Raw genomic sequence first — 25507 nt, forward strand, 5'->3', positions numbered from 1 at the left:
GGAAGAATAATGGCTATGACCCACGCCATTGTGATCTCTGAATTCGGAGACTCCTCTGTTCTGAACTTCACCGAGGTTCCTACCCCCACACCAGCACCTGGGCAGGTGCTGGTGAAGATGCGTGCCACGGGTGTGAACTTCATTGAGATCTATCAGCGCAAGGGTCTTTACTCTGTTCCTCTTCCCATTGTCCTCGGTGCTGAAGGAATGGGTGTCGTGGAAGCTCTCGGGGAGGGTGTAACCACCCTCGAAGTGGGTCAGCGTGTGGCCTTCACCGATGGAATCTCCACCTATGCCGAGTATGCACTCGTTGATGCCCAGAAAGCATTGCTCATTCCTGAAGGCATGGACGACCACACGGCAGCTGCGCTGCCGTTGCAAGGTCTGACCGCGCACTATTTGTCTTCTTCCACGTTTGCTTTGGGTCCTGAACACACCGCACTGATTCATGCCGGAGCTGGTGGCGTGGGATTGCTCTTGATTCAGTTGGCCAAGATGCGTGGGGCACGGGTCTTCACCACCGTCTCCGATGAATTCAAAGCTGAGCTTGCCCGAGAAGCCGGTGCCGATGAGGTGTTGTCCTATGACGGTTTTGACGTTCGCGTCCGGGAGCTGACCAACGGCCGTGGCGTGGACGTCGTCTACGACGGCGTTGGTCAAGCCACCTTTGACCGTTCGCTGATGTCTTTGGCTATTCGCGGAATGATGGTGCTCTTTGGTGCCGCCTCTGGACCGGTGCCCGAATTTGATCTGCAACGACTCAATTCCGGTGGCTCCCTCTTTATTACTAGGCCCACACTGTGGAATTACTTATTAACTGCTGAAGAACGCAATTGGCGCTGGGGTGAGCTGACGCAGGCCGTTATTTCCGGCAAACTCCACGTACGTATTGGCGGAACCTACCCGCTCGCTGAGGCTGCACAGGCTCACGATGACTTGGCTGGCCGCAAAACCACCGGCAAACTGTTATTGCTTCCCTGAGAAAGATAAGGCACACATGAACAAGGGCGAATATCAGATTATTCACCGGCAGTCATCGGACTATGACTCTAAGCTTCTGAGCTCGGACGGTGTTGAATCGGTCACTTTAGGTGAGCACACTTTTACTCAAGTGTCTCCTGAAGCCCTCGAGAACTTGGCGTATACCGCCTACCGCGAGATCAACTACTTCCTGCGCCCCGCCCACCTGGCACAGCTGCGCAAAATCTTGGATGACCCTGAAGCTTCCGGTAACGATAAGTATGTTGCGCTGGATCTTCTCAAGAACGCCAATGTTGCCTCCGGCGGTGTTCTGCCCATGTGCCAGGACACCGGAACTGCACTGGTCATGGCTAAGCGTGGCCACCGCATCTTGACCGATGGTCGCGATGCTGAATACATCACTAACGGTATTGCCAAGGCGTATCACGACCTCAACCTGCGTTACTCCCAGATGTCTCCAGTGACCCTGTGGGATGAGGTCAACACCGGAACGAACCTTCCAGCCGAGATCGACATTTCTCTCACCAAAGGTGACAGCTATGAATTCTTGTTCATGGCTAAAGGTGGCGGTAGCGCCAACAAGACCTTCCTTTACCAGGAGACCAAGGCAGTACTCGAAGAGCAGCGTCTGCTGAAATTCCTTCGAGAGAAGATTGCCAGCCTGGGAACGGCTGCCTGCCCTCCCTACCACCTGGCCATTGTGATCGGTGGAACTTCCGCAGACTTCGCCGTGAAGACAGCCAAGCTCGCCTCCACCCACTACCTGGACTCCCTTCCCACCGAAGGTGGCAAGGAAGGCCAAGCCTTCCGTGACGAAGCTTTCGAGCAGAAGGTATTCGAGATGACCCAAACCATCGGGTTTGGTGCACAGTTTGGTGGCAAGTATTTCTGTCACGACGTCCGTGTTGTTCGTCTGCCTCGTCACGGTGCCTCGTTGCCTATTGCCATTGCAGTGTCCTGCTCCGCAGACCGCCAGCTACTGGCCACCATCAATAAAGATGGTGTCTTTATTGAAGAGCTCGAACACGACCCTGCCCGCTTCATTCCGGAGACCGGACTCGAGGCAATCGAGGAAGCATCACCTGGTGTTCCTATCAACTTGAACCAACCCATGCCCGAGATCCTTAAAGAGCTCTCTGCCTGCTCTATTGGTACTCGAGTGATGCTCACCGGAACCATGATTGTTGCCCGCGACATTGCACACGCACGCATGCGGGAGCGTCTCGAGCGTGGTGAAGGCTTGCCTGACTACGCGATGAACCACCCCATCTACTACGCAGGCCCCGCAAAGACTCCCGAAGGTTTGCCCACTGGCTCTTTTGGTCCCACCACGGCAGGCCGCATGGACAGCTATGTTGAAGAGTTCCAGAAGGCTGGCGGCTCGATGATCATGCTGGCCAAGGGTAACCGCTCCTCTGTCGTAACCAAAGCCTGTGGCACCTACGGTGGTTTCTATCTGGGTTCGGTCGGTGGTCCTGCTGCCCGCTTGGCTCAAGACAGTATTCGCTCCATGGAAATCATCGACTATCCCGAACTCGGTATGGAAGCGGTCTACAAGATCGAAGTAGAGAACTTCCCTGCCTTCGTTGTTGTGGATGACAAGGGGCATGACTTCTTCACCATGGACACCAGTAAGCCGCTGTTGTTAGGTCCCACCCGAACAAAGTAGCCACGGCCTTCTTCTTCAGTGCCAGACTGGAAAGATGAACACGTTTCTTACCTTTTTGCGTAAGAACCCCCTGTTCAGTGGCACGGGGGTTGTTGCCCTCGTTGGTGCCGCATTCGCACTCTCAGGTGCGAACGAGATAACTCAATGGCTGTTGAGTATTTTTGCGCTCATTGTGGCGGCCAAAGAATCTGTTGGCATGGTTCGCTCAATTCTCAAAGGGCACTGGGGTGTAGATGTTCTGGCGGTCACCGCCATCATTGCCACCGTGCTGGTGGGGGAATACTGGGCCAGCATCATCATTGTGTTGATGTTTACCGGTGGTGAAGCCCTCGAGGACTATGCCGAACGTCGAGCAAAGCAAGAGCTCACGGCACTACTGGATAAGTCACCTCAGATCGCCCACCGTGAGGTGTATTCCAGTGCGGGGGCCGAGCGCGGAGCGCTCTTTGCCACCGAAGATTGCCCCGTGGGCGATTTGAACGTGGGCGATGTTGTCGTGGTTAAGCCTGGGGAACTCATTCCTGTCGATGGCACACTGCTTTCTCCTGAGGCCACACTTGATGAATCTTCACTCACCGGGGAAAGCATTCCGGTGGAGCGCGTCACCGGTGAGGCGTTGATTAGTGGTGCAGTCAATGGTGCTGCTGCTATTCGCATGGAGGTGACCGCCCGCGCTGAAGATAGCCAATATCAGCGCATTGTGCAGTTGGTCACCGAAGCTTCCGAGAGCAAAGCACCCTTTATTCGCATGGCGGATCGCTATGCCATCCCCTTCACTATCGCCGCGTATGCCTTGGCCATTACAGCCTGGGTGCTGAGCGGTAACCCCACCCGTTTTGCAGAAGTGTTAGTAGTGGCAACACCCTGCCCACTCATCATTGCGGCACCCGTTGCTTTTATTGCCGGTATGAGCCGAGCAGCTCGTCACGGCATCATCGTGAAAAACGGTGGCACCCTAGAAAAGCTTGCCCGCATCAAAACGGTGGCTTTTGATAAAACCGGAACTCTCACTCATGGCCAGCCTGTGCTCAGTACAGTGATCACCGCTGCAGGTGTAGACGAGAACGAGCTGATACGCCTAGCCGCCATTGCAGAGCAATACTCGGCACACACCCTCGCCCACTCGATTGTCGAGGGTGCACGCGCTCGCAGCATCCCCATTGCTCCGTGTGACAACGTGAAAGAAACCACTGCTTCAGGACTGACCGCTACCATTGATGGCAAAACAGTCATGGTGGGCAAATACAGTTTCATTGCTGAGCATGACCCACAAGCTGTTCGGGCAGAGATTTCCGCCGGTGAACTCGCTGTGTATGTCGCGATCGATGGAAAGTTCGCCGGAGCATTACTGCTCCGTGACGAACTGCGCAGCGATGCGCCAGATACCCTGCAGTGGCTTTCTGCCCTCGGCATTAAGCACACCCTGATGCTCACCGGCGATGGCAAGGTCACCGCTCAGCATGTGGCTGATTCACTCGGTGTGACCAACGTGCAAGCAGAATGCCTCCCGCTGGATAAAGTCCGTGCGGTTGAAGCGGTGACCAACCGTCCGGTCATGATGGTCGGCGATGGTGTCAACGATGCCCCCGTGCTCGCCGCAGCAGATGTTGGTGTGGCAATGGGGGCACGAGGTTCGACGGCCGCCAGCGAATCCGCAGATGTGGTGATCATGAAAGATGACCTACACCGCGTGGCCAGATCGATTGAAATAGGTCAGCAAACCATTCGCATTGCCACCCAAAGCATTTGGATTGGAATCTCACTGAGCTTGGTCCTCATGGTCTTAGCAACCTTTGGCTTTATTCCTGCTGTGGTGGGTGCTGGATTCCAAGAAATTATTGACGTGGTGACAATTCTTAACGCGCTACGAGCTCTTGGAACCTCGCGTTTGCTTGCACGGCTGAATCTAAGCCAACCGTCACGACAGCCACAGAAAAGTCTTGTGTGATCTGGTTGAGTGTCTCGCTTCCGCCAGAAATAATGGCCGTTGCTAACACGTCAGCAGTAATGATGTCGTGGGCAATCACGGTGGCTTGAACAAACTCTGTGGTTGTTTCTGGGCGCATCCAGATGTGTTCTCCCCGCTCGGCGGAACCGGAGGTCGCCATCGCGGGAAACTCTTCTGTCAGGCGAACAGCGGCGAGTAATGTGTTGCGGTCTGAGGGCTCGACGATGCCGGTAATCCAGCCAGGAATATCTTCGGCCTGATTACCGGACGTGGTGAGATCACCGCCAACATTCACACTGAAGTTGGCAAAGCCAGCTTCAGTGAGTATCCCTGCAGCTTGATCAATAGCAACCGCCTTGATGGTGCCTGACAGGTCAATGACGCCATCGGGGCGATGCGGGGTGAACGCACCTCCGGTGCGATCACGCCACTGCAGAGCCCGGGCGTATTCATCACGCATGAGTTCACTGGAATGAGCCAGAGCGAGCTCGCCGGAGGCGATGCGGGAGGCTTCGGAGTCTGCCCGATACAAACTGAATGTCTCGTTGAGCTGGGCAAAGCTGTGTTCCACCTCGTTGAGAACCGAGATGGCATCAACAGCTCCTAGGTCAGCATCAGCGAGTCTGATGCTGACCATGGTTCCCATGGTCTCAAACGAGTGAACGGCCATGATGCTTAGCCAGTGAAGCCAGCAGCATCTAGTGCAGACTGCAGCGACTGGAGGTAGGCCTGAGTTGTGTAGGTACCACCAGAGATGTTGGCCACGTGTGCTGACTGTGCAGTCAACACTTCCGAGCGAACCATCGGAGCAACCTGCTGGCTAATTTGAATGGACTTGCGGTCAGCATCCGTGAGCTTCACGGCAATGACGTCGGTGATCTTTCCGCCGGAGATGACTGCCTGAACCTGAACAGTTCCAAACCGAGTGTTCACCACAGAACCGTCATAAGTGCCATCGGCAGGGCCGGAGGCAACAGGCGCGGTGGCAGCAGCAGGTGCTGCCGCACTGCTGTCTGTTGTGTTCGAGGAGTTGGAGGTGGTTGCTGAGGTGCCGGTGGAGACAGAGTTGCTGGTTCCGGAGGCAGAAGCCTGGCTTTCAGGAAGAGCGGAAACAAGAGTTCCCACTCCTGCCTGCCAGCCGACAGCGATGATTGCTGCCGAACCCATTCCGGCGAAAAAAGCACTACGTGCGCGCATTAGAAATCAAACCTTTCTGCATGGATTTGGTGGTCTTGAAGACCAAGACGCTTTGCGTCACGGACCACGAGGTCCGTCCAGGGGGTGGGGCCACAAATGTATAAATCGGAGTTTTTGATCTGGGGGGCCAGAGTAAGCAAGCTTTCACCCTTGCTGTACGCCTCGGCGGAAAGCCAGGTGTTCACACCCTTGGGGCGGTGACCAACCAGAACGCGCAGCGATGCGGATTTCTCAACGCACAGGTCGTAGGTTTCCTGCCAGAGGTAGACATCCTGTGCGTCGCTGCCGCGAAGAATCACGGTTGCCTCCAGGGGATCCAGGTCTGAGCTTTCCAAGATGGCACGGATGGGGGTAATTCCAATACCGGCACCAACAAAGACGGCCTTCTTGGTGGTCCTCGACGCATCAGTGAAGATTCCATAAGGGCCTTCGAAGCTCACGCGAGTACCTGGCTTGAGTGAAAGCAAACGGGCACTTCCCTTACCCAGGTCACGAACGGTGATGCGCAGCGAGCGACCATCGGGGTGGGCTGAGAGAGAGTAGGGGTGTGCGTCCCACCACATGTTGGGAGCCCAGAAGCGCCAGGTGAAGAACTGTCCACCTTGCGCACGCAGAGCATTAATGTCGCGACCGGTCATGGTGACCGAGACAACACCGGGCGCTTCAATATCGACTGAGCTCACGCGCAGGTCGTGACGTAGCGAGCTTGCCACAGGAATGATTACACGGAAGATGGTGATGGAAGCCAGAGCACCAACGTAGAGAGCCATCCAGTACCAGCGAGCCCACGTTCCTTCCGCGAACATCATTCCCTGAGTGAACTGGTGAGGCAGGGCGAGCAGGATTGCTCCATAGCTAAGCAGGTGCACGATGTACCAGAACTCGTAGGAGAGTTTGCGGCGAACAATCACCAGGGAGGTAACAACGACAGCAATCAAGAGTCCAGTCGCGATGAACGCGATCGACATATCTTGCTGGTTGACAATCATGTCGATTGCTTCAGCAATGGGGTTCAAGCCCTGAGCAATGCCGTAACCAATCATGAGCAAGAACATGTGAGCCAAGATCAGGTAGAGCACAGGCTTGCCCAGTTTGCGGTGCACAGCTAATGCCTTGTCGTGACCGAATGTGCGGTCAATCACAGGAATACGTGCAGCCAAGATGAGCATGATGAGCATGAGGTCAGATCCGACCAGGCCGGTGACAATACCGATACCGGTGGTGACATCCTTGAGGCTGAGGAAGTAAGTTGCTCCGCCGTCTGCGAGGAACAGTGCAAGAACGATGGCAACAGAGAAGTAGACAATGGTCTCGAGCAGATCGCCGCGACGCAGACGAGCGATGTAGCGCTTCTTGATCTGAATTTCTCGTTGCGTAGCCACGTTTTTTCTCCGCGCTGCAGCTGAAGTCGGCTTGGGGGCTGTCAATGTCATGGGTTTAATCTGTCAGTCCAGACTGAACAGACCCTATGGGCAACCTATGAATTACTTATGAAGATTATTCTACAAAATGTAGAAGTAGTTTAGGCAAACTGCCACGACCGCTTCGACAGTCCATACCAAAAGCCCTCAATAGTGCTGGTGTTATCTAAACCACTGTCTAATGCAGCACCCAGTGCAACATACAGCGGAGCCCAGTGTTCAATGCGAGGGTGTGCTTCGTGGGCGGCAGGAGCGTCTTCCCAGAAGTTCAATAAGGCATCAATGTCTTTGTTTTCCAACGCTTCGGCAGCCCAGTGATCAAACTCGGCAGAAGCCTGGGGTGGAGCAACATCAGGACCGGCACCGGGGTTGAACCAGCGCAGGTTGTGGGTTGTGAATCCCGAACCAATAATCATTGTTCCGGCATCGCGTAGTGGGGCGAGCTTACGTCCCATCTCGAACAGTTCAACTGGGTTCAAACTGGGTAAAGATAACTGCAACACAGGAACATCTGCGTCCGGATACATCTGGGTGAGCGGAACATAGGCACCATGGTCAAGTCCTCGGCCCTGGTCCTGCTGGACCTGGGGGCCGAGCACACCGAGAACCTCGGTGGCGAGCTCACCAGCTGCAGGAGTGTCATATTGCATCTCGTAGTACTTACTCGGGAAGCCATAAAAGTCATAGACCAGGGGAGTGTGTTCCTTGGTGGAGCTGATGGTGGGGGGAGCTTCTTCCCAGTGCGCGGAGACCATCAAGATCTGTTTGGGCTTATCCAGTTCTTTACCCCACGAGGCAAGTTCACCAGACCAACGCTGGTCATCGACCAGCATGGGTGCACCATGGCTCATAAACAAGACCGGTTGGGTGGTGGTGTTCTCGCTCATGGTGTTCCTTCGAGGTGCTGTGGTGAAGACAAGGCTACGGGAGGAGGAAAAATTCCCGAAGGGGTGTGGGGCGGTGGAGACGACACCACCCCACACCAGATTGCGACTAGGCCTGAAGCACAGCCTGGAAGTCGAGAGTAATCTTGACCTTTTCGCCGACGAGAACACCACCGGTTTCCAGCGCTGCGTTCCAGGTCAGGCCAAAGTCTTCACGGTTGATTTCGGTTTCCGCAGAGGCGGCAACCTTGTAGTTGCCGTAAGGGTCGGTAGCAAAGCCACCGAGCTCAAAGTCAAAGTCAACGCTCTTGGTGATGCCTTTAATGGTGAGGTCACCGGTGACAATGAATTCACCGTCTTCAGCATCCTTAACCTTTACGCCGGTGGAGACGAATGAGATGGTGGGGTAGGTGTCTGCCTCGAAGAAGTCATTAGTGCGCAGGTGACCGTCACGGTTTTCTTCGTTGGTGTTGATGGAGGCAACTTGTGCAACCGCAGACACCGTGGTGTCGAGGGGGTTTTCACCGGTAACGAATGTGGCGTCGAAGTCTTCGAAGGTTCCCTTGACCTTGCTGATCATGAGGTGGCGAACAGAGAAGCCGACCGAGGAGTGGGTCTTGTCGATGGTCCAGGTTCCAGCTTTGTAGCCAGGGATGGTTTCAGCAGTAATTGTCATGAATGTTTCTTTCGTGTTGGGTGTGCATGAGAGTTCTCTCAATCAAGACAAACCCGACAGCGGCGGAACTATTCCCGCGAATGGAAAAGCGTGGATGAACGTTGGATGAACGAGTTCGTTACTTACCGGAAGATAATCGTGCGCTGACCATCACGCAGAACGCGATCTTCGGCAAACCACTTCACTGCTTGGGTGAGTGTGCGACTTTCTTCATCTTGCCCAATGGCGACGAGTTCTTCAGGCGTGCGGGAGTGGTCGACTCGCACAACGTTTTGCTCGATGATGGGGCCTTCATCCAAGTCAGTAGTGACAAAGTGTGCGGTTGCTCCAATGAGTTTCACGCCTCGGGCGTGAGCCTGCTTGTAGGGGTTTGCTCCCTTAAACCCGGGGAGGAAGCTGTGGTGGATGTTGATGATTTTGCCTTCGAGCTTCTCACACAGCTCGGGGGAGAGAACTTGCATGTAACGGGCTAAAACAACCAATTCGATGTCACGTTCTTCCACGACCTCAAGCAGGCGCTTCTCAAAAGCTGCCTTTTGTTCTGGGTTGGTTACAGGCATGGATTCAAACGGGATGCCATAGAAGCCGGCAAGATCTGCCAGGTCTGTGTGATTGCTCAAAACGAGAGGAATATCGACAGGTAGTTGACCTGCACGCTGGCGGAAGAGCAGGTCATTAAGGCAGTGCGCTGCCTTGGTGGCAAGCACGAGGGTGCGCAGAGGGCGACCGACTACATCTAAGCGCCAGTCCATGTCATAGGCGCTGGTGACCGGCTGCAGTGCCAGTTCACATTCTTCGCGGCTGGCAGTGGTCTCCACCTGCAAACGCATGAAGAATGTTCCGGTGTCATCGCTGGAAAATTGCTGGCTCTCAGTGATATTTCCATTGGCTGCAACAATGGCACCGGATACTGCGTGAACAATGCCGGGTTTATCGGCACAAACAAAGGTGAGTACCCAGTGCGTAGCGTCAGACATACAACAAGATTATTGCCTTCAAGCTTGGTAGACTGACACGGTCGCAACTGGCGTTGAGATGGGTATCCATCAGGGAGCGATTAACGGATCGGATGTGGCCGAACGCCTGGGCCATCACGAAAAAAACCTGTTACCGGGTTTGCCCCGGTCTACACCTAGGAGCCAACTGTGTCTTCAGATAACACCTTCAACGCCCCGCTCTCCGAGGTTGACCCCGAGATTGCTGCAGTACTGCAGGATGAGCTCGGCCGTCAGCGCGACTTCCTTGAGATGATCGCTTCCGAGAACTTTGTTCCTCGTGCAGTGCTCGAATCTCAGGGTTCTGTCTTGACCAACAAGTACGCCGAAGGCTACCCCGGCAAGCGCTACTACGGTGGTTGCGAATTTGTTGACGTCGCTGAAAGCCTCGCCATTGAGCGTGCAAAGAAGCTCTTTGGTGCTGCGTACGCCAACGTTCAGCCTCACTCTGGCGCTACCGCTAACGCTGCTGTATTGCACGCGATTGCTCAGCCAGGTGACACCATCCTGGGTCTGGAACTTGCACACGGTGGTCACCTCACCCACGGCATGAAGCTCAACTTCTCCGGCAAGGTCTACAACCCTGTTGCTTACGGTGTTGACCCAGAAACGTTCCTGGTCGACATGGATGTCGTGCGCAAGCTCGCTCACGAACACAAGCCTGCCGTGATCATTGCAGGATGGTCTGCCTACCCACGCCAGCTCGACTTTGCTGAATTCCGTGCCATCGCCGACGAGGTCGGCGCCAAGCTCTGGGTGGACATGGCTCACTTCGCTGGTTTGGTTGCTGCTGGTCTGCACCCCAACCCCGTTCCATACGCTGACGTGGTCTCGACCACTGTGCACAAGACCTTGGCAGGTCCTCGCTCCGGTTTGATCCTCAGCCGTGACGAAGAATTGGCTAAGAAGCTCAACTCTGCCGTGTTCCCTGGTCAGCAGGGTGGTCCACTCATGCACGTCATTGCAGCGAAGGCAACCGCTTTCAAGTTGGCAATGGAACCTGCATTCAAGGACCGCACTGAGCGCACACTGCGTGGTGCACAGATTATTGCCGACCGCCTTACACAGCCAGACATGAAGGAAGCCGGCGTGGACGTCCTCACCGGTGGAACTGAAGTTCACCTGGTTCTCGTTGACCTGCGTAACTCTCCACTAGATGGCCAGCAGGCAGAAGATGTACTGCACGCTGCCGGAATTACCGTGAACCGTAACGCTGTTCCTTTCGACCCACGTCCACCTATGGTGACTTCTGGTCTGCGTATTGGAACTCCTGCCTTGGCTACTCGTGGCTTCGGCGATGCTGAATTCACCGAGGTCGCAGACATCATTGCTGAGGCGCTCAAGCCCGGTGCAGATGTCTCTGCGCTCAAGGCTCGCGTGAAGGTTCTCACCGAGAAGTTCCCACTGTACCCAGGCCTCGAGCAGTGGTAGCAGTCACTCTCGACGGAAAAGCTACCGCTTCTGCCGTCAAGGGTGAACTCGCACAACGCATTGCAGCACTGAAAGCTCAGGGCATTACTCCTGGTTTAGGAACGCTGTTGGTTGGCGATGACCCTGGATCGCATTCGTATGTCTCGGGTAAACACCGCGACTGTGCTGAGGTCGGCATCAATTCGATTCGAATTGATCTGCCGGCAACAGCTACTCAGGCCGATGTTGAAGCTGCCATTAAGCAGCTCAACGACGACCCTGCCGTCACCGGTTATATCGTGCAGCTGCCATTGCCCAAGGGCCTCGATGAGCACGCTGCATTGGAACTGATTGACCCCGCCAAAGATGCTGATGGCCTGCACCCTATGAACTTAGGGCGCTTGGTGATGGGTATTGAAGGAGAGTTGGCTTCGCCACTTCCGTGCACTCCTGCTGGGATTGTGGAACTGCTCACTCGCTATGACGTTCCCCTGTCGGGCAAGCACGTCACGGTTGTTGGCCGCGGGTTGACCGTGGGACGTCCCCTAGGGTTGCTGCTCACTCGTAAAGGTATTGATGCCACAGTAACCCTCACCCACTCGCGCACCGTCAACATCGAGGACGACATTCGTCGTGCTGATGTTGTCGTTGCTGCGGTAGGTGTTCCTCACTTCATCAAACCGGAGTGGGTGAAGCCTGGTGCTGCTGTGTTGGATGTCGGCATTACTCGTGTGGAGAACGAAGAGACCGGCAAAGCACAGCTCACCGGTGATGTTGATCCTGCGGTTGCTGAGGTTGCTGGGCACTTCTCTCCCAACCCGGGAGGTGTTGGTCCGATGACCAGGGCAATGCTTTTGGCGAATGTGGTGAAGGCTGCGGAACAGGCGCTTTCTTAAATTCTCAAAAGAATAAAGAATGGGATTTTCCGGCTAAGTGCATAAGTCGGAAAATGAAGCCTAGTTTTTCCGACTTAGTAGGTAACCCGGAAAAACTTCCATCGACGAATGGTATTTACGCTGTTGCTTCAGCTTTGTAAATCTCTAGACGCTTGCGGTAGTTTGCCGCGTTCTGGCGCACAGCCTCTTGCTCTTCTGGAGTGAGTTCGCGGCGCACCTTCGCTGGAACACCAGCAACCAGAGACCCCGGAGGAACAATGGTTCCCTCCAGCACGAGTGCCCCAGCAGCAACCAAAGAACCCTTGCCGATCACAGCGCCGTTCATCACGGTGGCATGCATGCCAATAAGGCAATCATCTTCTACTGTGCAGCCGTGAATAACAGCGTTGTGTCCCACAGACACGTTCTTTCCCAGGGTGAGCGGATAGCCAGTGTCAACGTGACCACTCACATTGTCCTGGATGTTGGAGCCTTCACCAATCACAATTGGTTCATAGTCCCCGCGCAGCACCGCGTTAAACCAAATACCCACGTTGGCGTGCAGGGTGACATCGCCGGCCAGGCGTCCGCCTGGTGCGATGTAGCACGAGTCATCTACAACCGGAGTGCCATAGGTGGGGACAGAAATAATCTGAGCGTCAGAAGAAGTCATGCCCCTAAGCCTAGAAGGTTAACGCCGAGGTGGTGGAGGAAGTTTGGGGCCGATGTCAGGATTGGTTTTCGCATAGTGGCGTGCAGCATTCCACGCTTGCCATTTACGCAGTGCACGCCACCAGGAAGCTGACTTATGCTTCCACGCTTTCGTGAGCTCTTTGCCCCACAGCTGCAATATTGCCTCGTCATTGAACCCTTGCACGGTTGCAATTGCCGCCTCACGCATGGCCGTCACCTTTTCAGCAGGGAGCTGCTGCAAAGTGGCAATGGCTTGTGCCATGGCTGTGACATCCCCATCGGGAATAAGGAACCCATTCACTTCATGGGTAATGAGATCGCTGGGACCGTAACGAATATCAAACGCGATGGGAATGCACCCAGCTGCCATTCCTTCGAGTAACACCAGAGGAGTCCCCTCTGTTTCTGAAGTAATGAGCAGGAAGGAAGCAGTCTTGGTCTCTTCCAGGGCTGCGGTGCTGTAGCCGTGCAAGGTGGTGTACTCGGCTGCGCTGTGCTCCGCCAGCGCAGCTTCGACCTCGGGACGCGTCTCACCCTCGCCATAGATGTCAAGACTCAAACCTGAACCCACCATGAGCTGCGCTCGAGCAGTTGCCTCAATGGCAAGATGCACGCGCTTACGAGGAATAAACGCCGCCACAACGAGTCCCCGGTTCACGGGGCGCTCTACCGTAATCGAAGCCGGATCAGGCAGTGGGACCGAGTTCGGAATCACCACGAGGTTGGGGCTCGCCCCCATGACAGCCGAAATGTCCTTGCGCTGACGTTTCGTGAGTGCTGCGACAAGGTCAAAGCCGGGTAACTCACGGATACTCTTGTGGCGTGCATCCGAGAGAATGGGGCGACCATCCGCGGTTTCGCCTTCAATATGTGCACCCTGAATGACGTGCACTGTCAGTGCATTGCGACGGCGATAGCCCACAAACATTCCCACCGCGGTCTTGCTATCGATCAAGAAGGTTGTCTGTTGTGAACCAAATCTGCGATCAAGCACCCAGTGATAGAAATCGTTCGGAAACTTCCACAGCTTGAAGGGTTCACCAGCATGGTCACAAAGGATGATGCGGCGTCCGCCTCGGATTCCGCGCTCGCGGAAGTCCCGGCGGTCGCTGAGCATCAGCGTTCCATCTGAACGGTAGTGATCGGTTTGCAAGATGGTGAGTTCGTCTGCGGCATAGCGGATGCGACTATATAGAACACCGTCGCGGTAAAGCTCCTCAAATTCATCACCGTCACCCAGGGGAGTGAAAGCCTCATAGAGTTTGGGAGAGGGTCCTGAAGGTCGTGTAGGAATGTGTTCTGTGCGTAACCAGTCCCAGATGTTCTCAATCGAGACGTCTCCGTCGAGGCGACCGAGCTGCCGCATCTGCTCTTCAATTTGGTCATAGTGAGGATAGCTATCGAAGGTGAGCACAGTCACATGACCGGCACCTGATTTACTCAGTATGCTCGCGCGATGAAGCAACGTGACGGTGAGTCCACCTGATTCGGGCCGAACACCCCATGTCACACTGACATATTTCGAGGCGGGGAGGGAAAAACTCACCTGCCTATGTTAGTTCGTTCACAAGCCGAATGTGACGGCTCGCGACTAACCAGCAAGCGTGGAGGAAACTCACAAGTTACTCTTAACCAGGATTTTCCCCCGCACACCCAATATGAAAAGAGAGTGTTCTCCCGATGGCTAAGTCATCTTTTCTCGCCTCGCTCAAGAAGGCATTCCGTTCCGGCGCAAAGCAGGCCGGTGCAACCGCAGCAGAAGTTGTTGTCAAGGTTGAAGACGTTGCAGCAGATGTGACCGCAGCATCCAAGGATGCCGCAGCCACCATCAAGAAAGACGCAGCAAAGACCACCGCAGCAGTCAAGAAGACAGTTGCAGCTAAGAAGCCAGCTGCGAAGCCCGCAGCGAAGAAAGCTCCAGCTAAGCCTGCCGCAAAGCCTGCCGCAAAGCCTGCTGCGAAGCCTGCCGCAAAGCCTGCTGCAAAGAAGCCTGTAGCAAAAACCGCGGCAGCAAAACCTGCTACCAAGGTTGCAGCAAAACCTGCCGCGAAGAAGCCTGTTGCTAAAACTGCTGCGGCAAAACCTGCCACCAAGGTTGCCGCGAAGCCCGCTGCAAAGAAGGCTCCAGCGAAGCCCACCGCGAAGCCTGCAGCAAAGGCACCAGCTAAGCCCGCTGCGAAGCCTGCAGCCAAAACCGCTGCTGCGAAGCCTGCAGCAAAGAAAGCACCTGCCAAGCCAGTAGCTAAGCCTGCTGCCAAGAAGGCACCCGCAAGCAAGCCTGCTGCGAAGCCCGCAGCCAAGAAGGCACCTGCTAAGCCAGCTGCAAAGCCTGCAGCTAAGCCAGCAGTCAAGAAGTAACTTCGGTTCTTAACTCAGTCAATGGCACCCTTCGGGGTGCCATTGATGGTTAATGGGAATACTCCAAGAACAATTCGACTTATCAGTAGTGAATCACACAAAGGAGAACACGATGCCCGCAGTTACCGCTGATACCTTTACGCTTCCTCACCTGGCTCCTGCCGTTGGTCGAGCACGAGCCATTAAGTCGGTAACTCGAGGGCCGCAAGCATTTGAGGGTGACGGTTTCCCCGTGACCCGTGCTTTTGCCGGAGTCTCTTATCAAGACATCGATCCCTTCATTCACATGGACCAGATGGGTGAAGTGGAATACGCACCCTATGAACCACGTGGCACCTCATGGCACCCCCACCGTGGTTTTGAGACTTTCACGTACATGATCGATGGAACCTTCCAGCACCAAGACAATCACGGCGGTGGTGGCATAATTGAAAACGGTGCGACCCAGTACATGACTGCTGGATCTGGTGTGCTGCACATCGAGACTCCACCAGATGAGCTGGTGATGTCCGGTGGTTTCTTCCACGGAATTCAGCTCTGGATTAACCTGCCGGCGGAAAAGAAGATGACGGCGCCCAACTACCAAAACCTTGCCGGTGGTGACGTGGAGTTGCTCTCCAGCCAAGATGGTGGCGCACTCATTCGCGTTATCGCAGGTGAGATTGATGGCCATGTGGGTCCTGGAAAGTCTCAGACTCCTATGACGATTGCTCACGTCACGCTAGCTCCCGGAGCATCTGTATCTATTCCGTGGAACCCGGAATTCAATGCCCTTGCCTACACTCTTGCCGGTCAAGGATTCGTGGGCGAAGGTGAGTTTGGTGGCAGCGCTGCACCAATTAGCGCAGGAAGCCTTGCCGTGATGGTTGATGGTGATCGTGTTGTTCTCACAGCAGATAAGAATCAGGATGCTCGTAACGGAGCACTGGACGTTCTCTTACTCGGTGGTTTGCCCATCAAGGAGACAGTGGTTGCCTATGGGCCGTTTGTGATGAACACCAAGGAAGAAGTTATTCAAGCACTTGAAGACTTCAACTATGGGCGCTTTGGTCAAATACCTGAGGATGCGCTGCAGCCCTTCCACCACAGGCACTCAATCGAATGATTCAGCGCGTATATTTAGGGAGGTAGTTAACTCAAAGGCAGGTGTTCGTTAGTGGTGTTCTTGCGTGCAAGAAGAGCAGCAATAGTTGGTGCAACGGTATTGGCCTTGGGTTCTGTTTCAATGTTTGAAGCGCCAGCGATGGCTATTTCTTCCACGATCAGCGCCCCAGTGAACACCTCAAATTGCCCTAGTTCTCCTCCCGCTTTGGTCAACGGTGGATTTGAGGACTTTTCTAACCCAGCAACAGAACCTAATTTGGCCAGTGGCAGCCATAATGGATCTGCTTATTACGGATTTTGGCACGGGTACGCCAACGGACCGGACCAGATTTTATTTCTTAAACCATCTGCAACCCCAGGCGCTGGTCAAACCGCAAACTATGTAACCGGTTGGCGATCAACCTCGCCGCTTATTGAAATTCAACGACAGGTCTCCAGCTACAGTTCACGCCACGATAATGCCGGAAACATGACCGCTGTCAACCCACCCCTTTCCGGCGTTGCAACAGCTTCGACGACAGGTACTACCGCATATTACGATCTGTATAGCGCTCAAGCTGCACAGGGTACTTATTGGGCAGAACTCAATGCAATCGATAACTCTGCACTGTTTCAAGACATCGAGGTTCCTTCGTCAGCTCGTTTGTTCTGGAGTTTGAAGCACCGAGGACGAACAGATACTAATGAACAGATGAAAGTGTTGATTGGACCAGTTGCCAACAATACGGCGTCAACTACACAGCAAACCACGGTGTACAAATACGCTCCAACAAATGTTGATAAATACTCTGGTTACCCGACATACGGTTCATCATTCACGACTGAATCCACGCTCACTAGCAAGCTCTCAGACGGGTGGAATCGCTTTGAAGGAACGTACCCAGCAGATACGTCACAAGGTGCTCCTGCGACACGAACGATGAGACTTCAATTCGAGGCAGTTGCTGGGGGTTTTGGATGGACCTCATTCGGAAATTTGCTCGATGATATCCAGTTCACTGCCTTTATGGCTTGTCCCGTTACCCAAACCCTTACCGTTGGCCAAACCGCGCAGATAGATGTGACAGGCTTGCAGCCGAATAGTTCTTCGGAATCTGTTTCATATGGAATTAGACAAGCCCTATCTGCTTTAGGCAACACAACAGCACCATCTTCTCAGTTTGCAACTACAGGTGACGTCGTCTCTTTTACTCCAACAGCAGCTGGCACCTATACGGCTGACTATCAAGTAGAGATGGTTTTTGGTGGGCAAACGTATTCAGCTGCATCACAAATCACCTATGTTGTTTCGGCTAACCCTAATGCCCCCACTGCGAGTAACCCACCAACGCTTCCAGCAACAAGCGCTCCTTTTGTCCCGCTCGGCATTCTTGGGGCAGTACTTGTAGCACTGGGCTTCTTTGTGCGCACATGGAGTCATAAACGAGGCTAGCTGATGCAAAAATCCCTCACCGTTGAGGTGAGGGATTCAGCTGTAGGCCCCGTGGGGATCGAACCCACGACCCTCGGATTAAAAGTCCGATGCTCTAACCAACTGAGCTAGAGGCCCGCCGTGCTTGAAAAGCACGTATCTAGTCTAGAACAGACCAGAAGTGTCTAATTACTCCAGCCCAGCTGGTTGAACAGTTCATAGCTGGTGGGGTCATCTGGCAGGTACCAGTTGAAGCCTTCGAGAGCGAAGACGGCAACCAGGTTGGCCACGATGGTGAACAGGAAAATTCCAATCACTACCCACGCCACCACGCGACCGAAGGTCGAGCTGGGGCGAACAGGCAGGAATTCAGTTCCGAAGGTGAGCAAGACACCAGCGAATACCAACACCACAACGAAGCTAATCAGTGCCCAGGTGTACAGGTGCAGGCCCAGGACGGCTCCGCCGTAACCGGGGTCACCGGGCATGATGTGCAGCAAGATCTGACGAATAGACATCGTGGCACCCAGAAGTGCGCCCAAGATGGCAAAGCCCAAACCAGTCATGAAACCAGAGGGTGAGAGCGTTCCTCGCAGCGAGTTCACCACGACATAGAGTGCGCCCAGTGAGGAGAGCATCATGCCCATGCGCTGGGTGATGCACAGCGGGCAGGGGAATTCGCCCAAGCCGAACTGGAAGTAGAACATTGCACCGGAGAGAACTCCGATGTAGGCAAGCATGAAGCCGATTTGTGCCCAGAAGCCCAACTTTCCTAACAGGATGTGGTGAGGCTTGGTGGGTGGGGGAACAACAACGCGGGTATCCCCAACCACAACTGTGGTGTTGCCGGTTTCGTTTTGCAGGGCTGAAACGTGGATCTCACTCATTAGAAGCTCAAATCAAGGGTGCTGGTGACGTGGTGAGAGAAGAGAAATGCTGTAGCAATAAAAGCCACCGCAAAGCCGAGAACAACGACCCAACGTTTTTTGACGAAAATGATGAGAAGTGCTGATGCCAGGATGAGGGCGAAGACGATTGTGTCCATATATTCACCCTAGTCTCCGGCAGAATGAATACATGTCTGCGCCGTATCGAAAACCAGCATTGTTTGCTGGCCATGAGTTCAGCGCATTTCAGGGCGGAGATGATCCAGCTGAAGTTTCGGCCATTGCTCATGACACCGCGCGGGCATTGTTATCACGTGTACAGGAGGGTGCCTCAGCAGAGGTGGTGCAGCGGGTAGTTTCTTTCGCCGATGAGAACGGCATCGATACTCTGGCGGAACTGTGGTCCCGCTCCAGCGCACACTCCTTACCTGGTGCACTTTGGCGGATGTATCTGATCCGTGATCTTATTCGTGCCCAAGCACCCCAGATGAGCGTGCTCTTTAGCGAAGGTCTTGACCAGCTCAGCACAGCTGATGTTGTTGTTGCCGGTGCTCCCACGCCAGCAGGTCCAGATGAAATGGTGACACTTGCGGATACGATTTTGCACGGTGCATTCACCGGTGATTTCAGCGGTGCACTCGATCGTGCAGCGGCATTTTGTCGCATCGTGTCCGCTGGGTGTACTGCAACAGCAAACGTGTCTGATCTGACTCATCCAGAGCGTGCTGCAACACTCACTCAACAAGCTGCACGATTGACGCAAACTGCCCATGAATTGGCTGTGTGTGCCCGGTTATGGCGTGACCACGCTTTGGACTAATTGCTATTGTTGTTGTGCCGGACCGTAGTAACCCCGGGCTCCAATATTTCGCCGCTGCGAGCGGCCTTCCGCCGAGAGGCGTTCACTGCGGTCCGGTTTTTTATACCTGCTACTTAGAGCAAGGACGAGTGTGTCTCCACGGCAATAATGCCTGAGGAGGGGTGCGATGCACTCAGGTGAACGATGCTAAATGCTGCGGTATCGAGCAGGCCTGCCTCATCAAGTGCCGAGGTGCGAGGCGTGCCGGTTGCCAAGGCAAGCTCTCGAATGACTTGAGGGGCAACAGGTCCGTGTGTGCAGACAACCGCACTCTTGCGCTTGCGCACAATCTCTCCCACCACTGAGCGCACATCACCCTTGCCGGTTTCGTAGGCGTCTTGACTGACTTTCTTGGTGAACCTAATGTCCTTGTCCAAAGCTTTGGCAGTGGGGGTAATTGTTTCTTTGCAGCGCACAGCAGTGCTGGAAATCAGACGCTTGGGCTTCCACGCTGTGATGGTGCGAACAATGCCGTGAGCTTGGGTGAGTCCTCGCTCGGTCAGCGGGCGGGAGGCGTCGTCTCCTCGCCAGTCTGACGGCGAGGTTGCCTTCGCGTGACGCAAGACCACAACGGCAAATGTTTTTGTCACTCCCTCTTTAACGAGGGCAGCAAAGTTGTCGAGAATTTCTTTATCTGGTTCATAGCTGAGCTCACCGCGTGCGGTAGCAAGGGGGAGCCATTCCAACGCAGCAACTTCACCATTGGGAACAAACTTGGACTTCTGGATTGCTTTGGTGGTGACTTCCGCAGCCCAGTAGTGCACAACCTTGTTTTTGCCATTGGGCATCACATATTCGGTGACTCCCACAGGAACACCGAGAGAAACTTTGATGCCGGTTTCTTCACGAATCTCTCGGACAGCCGTTTGAGGAAGTGTTTCGCCTGGATCAACTTTGCCTTTTGGCAGGGAGACATCTTTGTGTTCGGTGCGGTGAATGACAAGAACGTGAATGTCGTCACCAATGTGACGCCACAGGACAGCGCCTGCCGCGTACACCGTGGCAGAAGGTTTGGAACTCATCGATGTCCTCCGGGGCGACGACGTTTGGAAATCTGCTGCATCACATGATCTTGCAGATCAATCAGTTGCGCACCGGATGAATCTACAGTGTGTCTGGCCCAGGTTCCATCTGACTCAAGCCACCACGAGCTTGTTGTGTCATCGAGTGCTAGGTCAAACAGCTCAGAAAGTTCAGTGATGTGTTCTGGAGTAGACAGACGAACCAAGGCTTCAACACGACGGTCCAGGTTCCGGTGCATCATGTCGGCACTGCCGATGTAGACCTGGGGGTCACCATTGTTCTCAAACATGAATACGCGAGAGTGTTCGAGGTAGCGACCCAGAATAGAGCGCACCCGAATGTTTTCGCTCAGGCCAGGAACTCCCGCCTTGAGTGAGCAAATACCGCGCACCCACACATCCACCTGCACGCCTGCTTGGCTGGCCAAGTAAAGGGCATCGATGATTTTCTCATCCACCATCGAGTTGATCTTGATGCGAATGCGGGCAGGTAAACCTGCCTGGGCATTCTTTGTTTCTGCGTTGATGAGTTTGAGTAGACCCTTACGCAAGTGCAACGGTGCAACAAGCAGACGCTTGAACTTCTTTTCAATGGCATAGCCCGAGAGCTCATTGAACAAGCGGGTGAGGTCTTTACCCACCACAGGATCTGCGGTGAGCAAACCAAAGTCTTCATAGAGTCTGGATGTCTTGGGGTTGTAGTTTCCAGTACCTATGTGGCTGTAATGCTTGAGCTCACCTTTTTCTTGGCGAATCACGTGAGCAAGCTTGCAGTGGGTCTTCAGTCCCACCAAACCATAGACAACGTGCACGCCAGCTTTTTCGAGCTTGCGCGCCCAGCTAATGTTGGCCTGCTCATCAAAGCGAGCCTTGATTTCCACCAGAGCAAGAACCTGCTTGCCAGCCTCGGCGGCGTTAATAAGCGCCTGCACGATGGGGCTGTCACCACTGGTGCGATACAGGGTCTGCTTAATGGCCAACACGTTAGGGTCTGCAGCTGCTTGTTCCAAGAACGACTGCACGCTGGTTGAGAATGATTCGTAGGGGTGGTGCAACAGCACATCCCCTCGGCGAATCGAAGAGAAAATACTCCTGGGCTCATTCGCGTCGGCAGCTGTCAGCCCAGCAGCGGTGGTGGGGACATGGGGTGCATAGTGCAACTCGGGACGTTTGATTCCTGCAATCTCAAACAATCCGCCCAGGTTCAGAGGTTCTGGCAGGCGGTAGACCTCTTGCTCGGTGATATCAAGTTCACGAATGAGTAAATCTAGGGTGGTGGGGTCCATTTTCTCTCCCACTTCAAGACGAATGGGGGGACCAAAGCGGCGCTTGAGCAGCCCCTTCTCCAACACCTGGATGAGGTCTTCGGTTTCATCCTCATCAATTTGGACATCCTCGTTGCGAGTGACGCGGAAGGTGTGGTGTTCCAAAATCTCCATACCGGGGAAGAGGTCTTGCAGTTGGTTTGCAATGAGGTCTTCCAAGGCGATGTAACGCACGTTAGTAATAGCTTCACGGCTGTCTACCCGCACGAACCGGGGCAACATCTGGGGAACTTTCAAACGTGCAAACTCTTCGGTCCCGGTCTTGGTGTTGCGCACACGAATAGCCAGGTTCAACGACAACCCGGAGATGTAGGGGAAGGGGTGAGCGGGGTCTACAGCCAATGGCATCAACACGGGGAAGATTTGTTCAGTGAAGTAGTCGTGCAGGATGTCGTGATCGGCGGCGTCAAGAGAATCCCATGTCACAATCTGAATGCCTGCGTCAGAAAGTGCAGGCTTGACGCTGTCTTGATAGACACCTGCGTGACGTAGTTGAAGTTCGTGGGCTCGGGCAGAGATATCTGCCAGCACATCTGCAGGAGCACGACCAATGTTGGTGGGCACGGCCAGTCCGGTCATGATGCGGCGCTTGAGACCTGCCACGCGCACCATAAAGAACTCATCTAAGTTGCTAGCAAAGATAGCTAAGAAATTTGCCCGCTCGAGCAACGGCAGATTGGCATCCTCTGCCAGTTCTAGGACCCGCTGGTTAAAGGCAAGCCAACTCAGTTCCCGATCGAGGAAGCGATCAGCAGGCAACGATTCGGTTGCGACAGCAACGAACTCGTCAAAGTCGTTATCTACGTCGACAGAGTCCGAATCGATTTCGTGCGGGGCCATATATTCATATTGGCACGCGCAGGTAACCGGAAAGAAACTAGGAGGTTACCGAAGAGCGTTCGTGAGACTCATCAGCCACATTGAAGCGGTATCCCACGTTGCGCACGGTACCAATGACCTGCTCCATGTCGCCCAGCTTGGCGCGCAGGCGACGCACGTGCACATCCACTGTTCGGGTACCACCGAAGTAGTCATATCCCCACACTTCACTGAGCAACTGTTCACGGGTGAATACGCGTGAGGGATGGGTTGCCAAAAAGCGCAGAAGTTCAAACTCTTTATAGGTCAGGTCCAAGGGCTTGTCGTGAACCTTCACCGAGTAAGAGGCTTCATCAATAACGATGCCAGAAGCAGAAATGCGTGCTTCAGAAGGGGAGTCCTGCTCAGCACGACCAAGAGCTAAACGAATACGAGCATCAACTTCAGCAGGACCAGCTGTGTCGAGAACAACATCAGTAATGCCCCAGTCTGCCGTGACAGCAGCCAAGCCACCCTCAGTGATGATCAGAAGCAGGGGAGAGCTCAACCCGGTGGCAGTGAGAATCTTGCACAGACTCTTGGCGTTGGCTAGATCGGCGCGCGCATCAACCATCACCACATCACAGTGCGGTGCTGAGACCAGTTGAGCCGGCTCTGCAGGAATGGTTTTGACCGTGTGGGAGAGCAAGCCCAGAGCGGGAAGAACCTCGACGCTGGGGCGCGCAGTGAGAATCAGGATGCTTGCCATGATTATCACCTCGCTTCGGCTTGTTGTTTTTATTGTAAACGGGCTGTGTTTCAGTCAGGTTACATACTTCCTCAGTGTGGAATGCGGTATTACCGTTGAAAGCACCTGCTCGGAATAGGATAGAAACATGCTTCTCGCACTTGAACTCTTCTTCATTGGCCTCCTTGCTCTTGCAGGCTTGGCTATCGCGTGGGTTTCTGGCATCGTCGTGTACAAGCTGTTCAAGGGACAGCGCTAAGCGCAGACAATGGCTGACGCATCATCGTCGGCATCCAGCTCACCCCTAGCTGAATTACCTGCTGCCATCGTTGGGAGCACTGGCGTTGCACGTGCCTACGGCAACACATTGACAGAGCAGCGCGCGCTCACCGCTGGCAATGCGCTGGTGGATCTCTCCCACCGCGGTGTTATCCAGTTGTCTGGCCCTGAACGCTTGAGTTGGTTGGACTCCCTGCTGAGTCAACGCCTCGACAGCCTGAACGCAGGACAGAGTTCAGAAGCATTACTACTGGACCCTCACGGGCACCTCCAGCACGCTCTGCGCATCCTCGAAGACGGCGAGAACACGTGGCTACTTGTTGATGAGGGTCGTGCACCGGCACTGACAGCGTGGTTGATCAAGATGCGCTTTATGAAACAAGTTGAGATTGTGGACCGCTCTGAGGAGCTGGCAACTATTGGCTACTTCTCTGATTCCATTCCGAAATTACTCGAGCCACTTGTGCTTAACCACACTGGAACACCTGTTGTGTGGCATGACACCTGGAACCAGATCAGTGAAGGCGGGTGGCAATACTCAGCCAACCACCCGGCAGGTGAATGGAATTATGCCGAGGCAGTCATTCCACGCGAAGGGCTCAGCACGCTTGCCCAGACGGCTGCTGCCGGTGGCGTAACTCTTGCCGGAACGGATGCCCTCGAAGCACTGCGCATTGCTGCGTGGCGTCCACGGATCACCACCGAGGCAGACGAGAACGCCCTGCCACACGAATTTGACTGGCTGCGCTCAGCCGTTCATCTCAATAAAGGTTGCTATCGGGGGCAAGAAACCGTGGCGAAGGTACACAACCTCGGCCACCCACCCCGTCGCTTAGTTTTCCTCAGTCTGGACGGTGTTGCCGAAGTGCTTCCAGAAACAGGTGACCCGGTGATGGATGGCGAAAACGAGGTGGGCCGCATCACCGCCGCAGCACGCCACTACGAGGAGGGCATGATTGCGTTGGCCATTCTCAAACGCAACACCTCGGTCGAGGCGATACTCAGTGTGTACTCCCAAGGTGAAGTCATTCCGGCAACTCAGGTTGTGATTGTTCCGCCGGAGGCAGGGCGCACAGCAAACGTTCCACGTTTGCCGCGCCTGGGTGCCGTCAAGCGCGAGAGCTAGTCTGCTCTCACCGCGTCATAGGCGACGGTAATCTCCCCTAAGCGCCATCTGGTCTTGCCTCCGGTAATTGGCCAACCGGCATCTTTCATGCTCTGTGCTGTGGCGATCCAACGTTGTGTGGCCCCAAAACTACTCAGAGCAGCATGGGTAAGCCAGAACTTATCTAAAGCGGAGAGAAAGTCATGAATACGTTCGCCGGGAACATTGTGGTGAATGAGGGATTTAGGTAACCGCTCTGCCACAATTGAGGGTAGTTCGATGGCATCCAGTTTGAGTGCAATGCTCAAGGTTTGTGGGCCTGCCTCGGTGATCGCTATCCAGCTGGAGATGCGACCAATCTCATCACAGGTGCCCTCCACCAGGACCCCGCCTGGTTGCAGCCGAGAGATCATGAGTTCCCAGGCGTCATGCACCTCGGACTCTTCATATTGACGCAACACGTTGAACGCTCGAATGATGACCGGTTTTCTAGTGCCGGCAACAGGAACTTCGAAACCTCCGCGGGCAAAAGTAATGGAGGACGCAACCACTTCGGAAACAAGACCATCGGCTCTCCATTTAGCGAGTTCTTCCCGCGCAATCGTCACACGTTCAGGATCAATTTCTAGTCCGAGTAATTCCACATCCGGGCGAACTTTCGCGAGCCTGCTGGCTAGTTCGGTAGTTGTTGCCGCGCTGGCGCCATAGCCGAGGTCAACCACGAGAGGGTCGCTCGTGCTGCGCAGCGCGGGCCAGGTGGAAATCCACCTGTCGATGCGGCGCAGGCGGTTGGCGTTGGTTGTCCCACGCGTGATGTTTCCCACGGGCATAGTGACCAGTTAACCACCCAATAAACTGGAGG

At 54.7% G+C, this 25507-nt stretch carries 25 protein-coding genes, 1 tRNA gene and 1 riboswitch; of the genes, 10 read left to right on the forward strand and 16 right to left on the reverse strand.

Translation table 11 applies throughout. The features are described from left to right. The first annotated feature begins 15 nt into the window (after positions 1–15). The 3 genes from AURUGA1_RS01275 to AURUGA1_RS01285 are packed head-to-tail and all read left to right on the forward strand — an operon-like array spanning position 16 to position 4598. Positions 16–981, forward strand: a complete 966-nt coding sequence (locus tag AURUGA1_RS01275) for a quinone oxidoreductase (RefSeq protein ID WP_114129666.1) — start codon at positions 16–18, stop codon at positions 979–981. A gap of 16 nt (positions 982–997) precedes the next feature. Beyond that, positions 998–2650, forward strand: a complete 1653-nt coding sequence (locus tag AURUGA1_RS01280; protein ID WP_114128531.1) for a FumA C-terminus/TtdB family hydratase beta subunit — start codon at positions 998–1000, stop codon at positions 2648–2650. A 34-nt stretch (positions 2651–2684) separates the two neighbouring features. Beyond that, complete coding sequence (locus tag AURUGA1_RS01285; protein ID WP_114128532.1) at positions 2685–4598, forward strand: heavy metal translocating P-type ATPase; 1914 nt, start codon at positions 2685–2687, stop codon at positions 4596–4598. Here the strand turns inward: AURUGA1_RS01285 and AURUGA1_RS01290 are convergent. From AURUGA1_RS01290 to purU, 6 genes are all read right to left on the reverse strand, one after another. Next, complete coding sequence (locus AURUGA1_RS01290; protein WP_240187374.1) at positions 4507–5268, reverse strand: FAD:protein FMN transferase; 762 nt, start codon at positions 5266–5268, stop codon at positions 4507–4509. The two genes, AURUGA1_RS01285 and AURUGA1_RS01290, sit on opposite strands and share 92 nt — an antisense overlap. A 5-nt stretch (positions 5269–5273) precedes the next feature. After that, positions 5274–5795 (reverse strand): FMN-binding protein, encoded by a 522-nt coding sequence (locus AURUGA1_RS01295; RefSeq protein WP_205214653.1) that lies wholly within the window; start codon positions 5793–5795, stop codon positions 5274–5276. Then, positions 5795–7228, reverse strand: coding sequence for a ferric reductase-like transmembrane domain-containing protein (locus AURUGA1_RS01300; protein ID WP_240187375.1), 1434 nt, complete (start codon positions 7226–7228; stop codon positions 5795–5797). Before AURUGA1_RS01300 ends, AURUGA1_RS01295 begins: the two co-directional genes overlap by 1 nt. Positions 7229–7317: 89 nt before the next feature. Beyond that, positions 7318–8103, reverse strand: coding sequence for a dioxygenase (locus AURUGA1_RS01305; RefSeq protein WP_114128533.1), 786 nt, complete (start codon positions 8101–8103; stop codon positions 7318–7320). A 106-nt stretch (positions 8104–8209) separates the two neighbouring features. After that, entirely contained in the window at positions 8210–8776 is a 567-nt protein-coding gene (locus AURUGA1_RS01310) for a YceI family protein (protein ID WP_114128534.1), read from the reverse strand. 122 nt (positions 8777–8898) lie between these two features. Then, positions 8899–9753: a formyltetrahydrofolate deformylase gene (purU, locus tag AURUGA1_RS01315; protein ID WP_114128535.1), complete on the reverse strand. Its 855-nt coding sequence runs from the start codon at positions 9751–9753 to the stop codon at positions 8899–8901. 33 nt (positions 9754–9786) lie between these two features. Further along, positions 9787–9872, forward strand: a riboswitch (ZMP/ZTP riboswitch). Between the two features lie 49 nt (positions 9873–9921). Between purU and glyA the strand changes: the two genes are divergently transcribed. Together glyA and AURUGA1_RS01325 are read left to right on the forward strand one after the other, a co-directional pair. Continuing rightward, positions 9922–11202 carry a serine hydroxymethyltransferase gene (glyA, locus tag AURUGA1_RS01320; RefSeq protein ID WP_114128536.1) on the forward strand — a complete coding sequence of 427 codons (1281 nt, stop codon included), beginning with the start codon at positions 9922–9924 and terminating at the stop codon, positions 11200–11202. Beyond that, complete coding sequence (locus tag AURUGA1_RS01325; RefSeq protein ID WP_114128537.1) at positions 11196–12077, forward strand: bifunctional methylenetetrahydrofolate dehydrogenase/methenyltetrahydrofolate cyclohydrolase; 882 nt, start codon at positions 11196–11198, stop codon at positions 12075–12077. The genes glyA and AURUGA1_RS01325 overlap by 7 nt, the downstream gene beginning before the upstream one ends. Before the next feature lie 115 nt (positions 12078–12192). Here AURUGA1_RS01325 and AURUGA1_RS01330 read toward each other — a convergent pair whose 3' ends face one another. Then, the gene (locus AURUGA1_RS01330) at positions 12193–12729 is read right to left on the reverse strand and encodes a gamma carbonic anhydrase family protein (protein WP_114128538.1); all 537 of its coding nucleotides are present in this window, start codon (positions 12727–12729) and stop codon (positions 12193–12195) included. 18 nt (positions 12730–12747) lie between these two features. Then, positions 12748–14295, reverse strand: a complete 1548-nt coding sequence (locus tag AURUGA1_RS01335) for a glycosyltransferase (RefSeq protein ID WP_162784022.1) — start codon at positions 14293–14295, stop codon at positions 12748–12750. Between the two features lie 134 nt (positions 14296–14429). Here AURUGA1_RS01335 and AURUGA1_RS01340 point away from each other — a divergent pair, with 134 nt between their 5' ends. After that, a complete protein-coding gene (locus AURUGA1_RS01340; protein ID WP_205214654.1) occupies positions 14430–15107 on the forward strand; it encodes a hypothetical protein in 678 nt (225 codons plus the stop codon). A gap of 112 nt (positions 15108–15219) precedes the next feature. Next, positions 15220–16212, forward strand: a complete 993-nt coding sequence (locus tag AURUGA1_RS01345; RefSeq protein WP_114128540.1) for a pirin family protein — start codon at positions 15220–15222, stop codon at positions 16210–16212. Between the two features lie 26 nt (positions 16213–16238). Here the strand turns inward: AURUGA1_RS01345 and AURUGA1_RS08130 are convergent, their stop codons facing one another. After that, positions 16239–16367, reverse strand: coding sequence for a hypothetical protein (locus AURUGA1_RS08130; protein WP_256372960.1), 129 nt, complete (start codon positions 16365–16367; stop codon positions 16239–16241). 13 nt (positions 16368–16380) lie between these two features. Between AURUGA1_RS08130 and AURUGA1_RS01350 the strand changes: the two genes are divergently transcribed. Next, entirely contained in the window at positions 16381–17643 is a 1263-nt protein-coding gene (locus AURUGA1_RS01350) for a hypothetical protein (RefSeq protein WP_162784023.1), read from the forward strand. 43 nt (positions 17644–17686) lie between these two features. Here AURUGA1_RS01350 and AURUGA1_RS01355 read toward each other — a convergent pair. The 3 genes from AURUGA1_RS01355 to AURUGA1_RS08030 form a co-directional block, all read right to left on the reverse strand. Next, a tRNA-Lys gene (locus AURUGA1_RS01355) sits at positions 17687–17760 on the reverse strand. A gap of 47 nt (positions 17761–17807) precedes the next feature. Next, a complete protein-coding gene (locus tag AURUGA1_RS01360) occupies positions 17808–18509 on the reverse strand; it encodes a disulfide bond formation protein B (RefSeq protein WP_205214655.1) in 702 nt (233 codons plus the stop codon). Next, positions 18509–18667: a DUF5993 family protein gene (locus tag AURUGA1_RS08030; RefSeq protein ID WP_162784024.1), complete on the reverse strand. Its 159-nt coding sequence runs from the start codon at positions 18665–18667 to the stop codon at positions 18509–18511. The genes AURUGA1_RS01360 and AURUGA1_RS08030 overlap by 1 nt, the downstream gene beginning before the upstream one ends. Before the next feature lie 32 nt (positions 18668–18699). Between AURUGA1_RS08030 and AURUGA1_RS01365 the strand changes: the two genes are divergently transcribed. Further along, entirely contained in the window at positions 18700–19329 is a 630-nt protein-coding gene (locus AURUGA1_RS01365; protein WP_114128542.1) for a DNA-directed RNA polymerase subunit beta, read from the forward strand. A gap of 113 nt (positions 19330–19442) precedes the next feature. Here the strand turns inward: AURUGA1_RS01365 and AURUGA1_RS01370 are convergent, their stop codons facing one another. The 3 genes from AURUGA1_RS01370 to AURUGA1_RS01380 are packed head-to-tail and all read right to left on the reverse strand — an operon-like array spanning position 19443 to position 23282. Next, positions 19443–20390 carry an NUDIX domain-containing protein gene (locus AURUGA1_RS01370; protein ID WP_114128543.1) on the reverse strand — a complete coding sequence of 316 codons (948 nt, stop codon included), beginning with the start codon at positions 20388–20390 and terminating at the stop codon, positions 19443–19445. Next, positions 20387–22555 (reverse strand): RNA degradosome polyphosphate kinase, encoded by a 2169-nt coding sequence (locus AURUGA1_RS01375; protein WP_114128544.1) that lies wholly within the window; start codon positions 22553–22555, stop codon positions 20387–20389. The genes AURUGA1_RS01370 and AURUGA1_RS01375 overlap by 4 nt, the downstream gene beginning before the upstream one ends. Before the next feature lie 37 nt (positions 22556–22592). Continuing rightward, positions 22593–23282 (reverse strand): response regulator transcription factor, encoded by a 690-nt coding sequence (locus AURUGA1_RS01380; RefSeq protein WP_114128545.1) that lies wholly within the window; start codon positions 23280–23282, stop codon positions 22593–22595. Between the two features lie 247 nt (positions 23283–23529). Between AURUGA1_RS01380 and AURUGA1_RS01385 the strand changes: the two genes are divergently transcribed. Further along, complete coding sequence (locus AURUGA1_RS01385) at positions 23530–24666, forward strand: folate-binding protein YgfZ (protein WP_114128546.1); 1137 nt, start codon at positions 23530–23532, stop codon at positions 24664–24666. On the opposite strand, the gene AURUGA1_RS01390 is transcribed toward AURUGA1_RS01385, so the two are convergent. After that, positions 24663–25475, reverse strand: coding sequence for a class I SAM-dependent methyltransferase (locus tag AURUGA1_RS01390; RefSeq protein WP_205214656.1), 813 nt, complete (start codon positions 25473–25475; stop codon positions 24663–24665). The genes AURUGA1_RS01385 and AURUGA1_RS01390 overlap by 4 nt on opposite strands. Positions 25476–25507 lie beyond the last annotated feature (32 nt).

Source organism: Aurantimicrobium sp. MWH-Uga1 (assembly GCF_003325955.1).
Lineage (GTDB): Bacteria > Actinomycetota > Actinomycetes > Actinomycetales > Microbacteriaceae > Aurantimicrobium.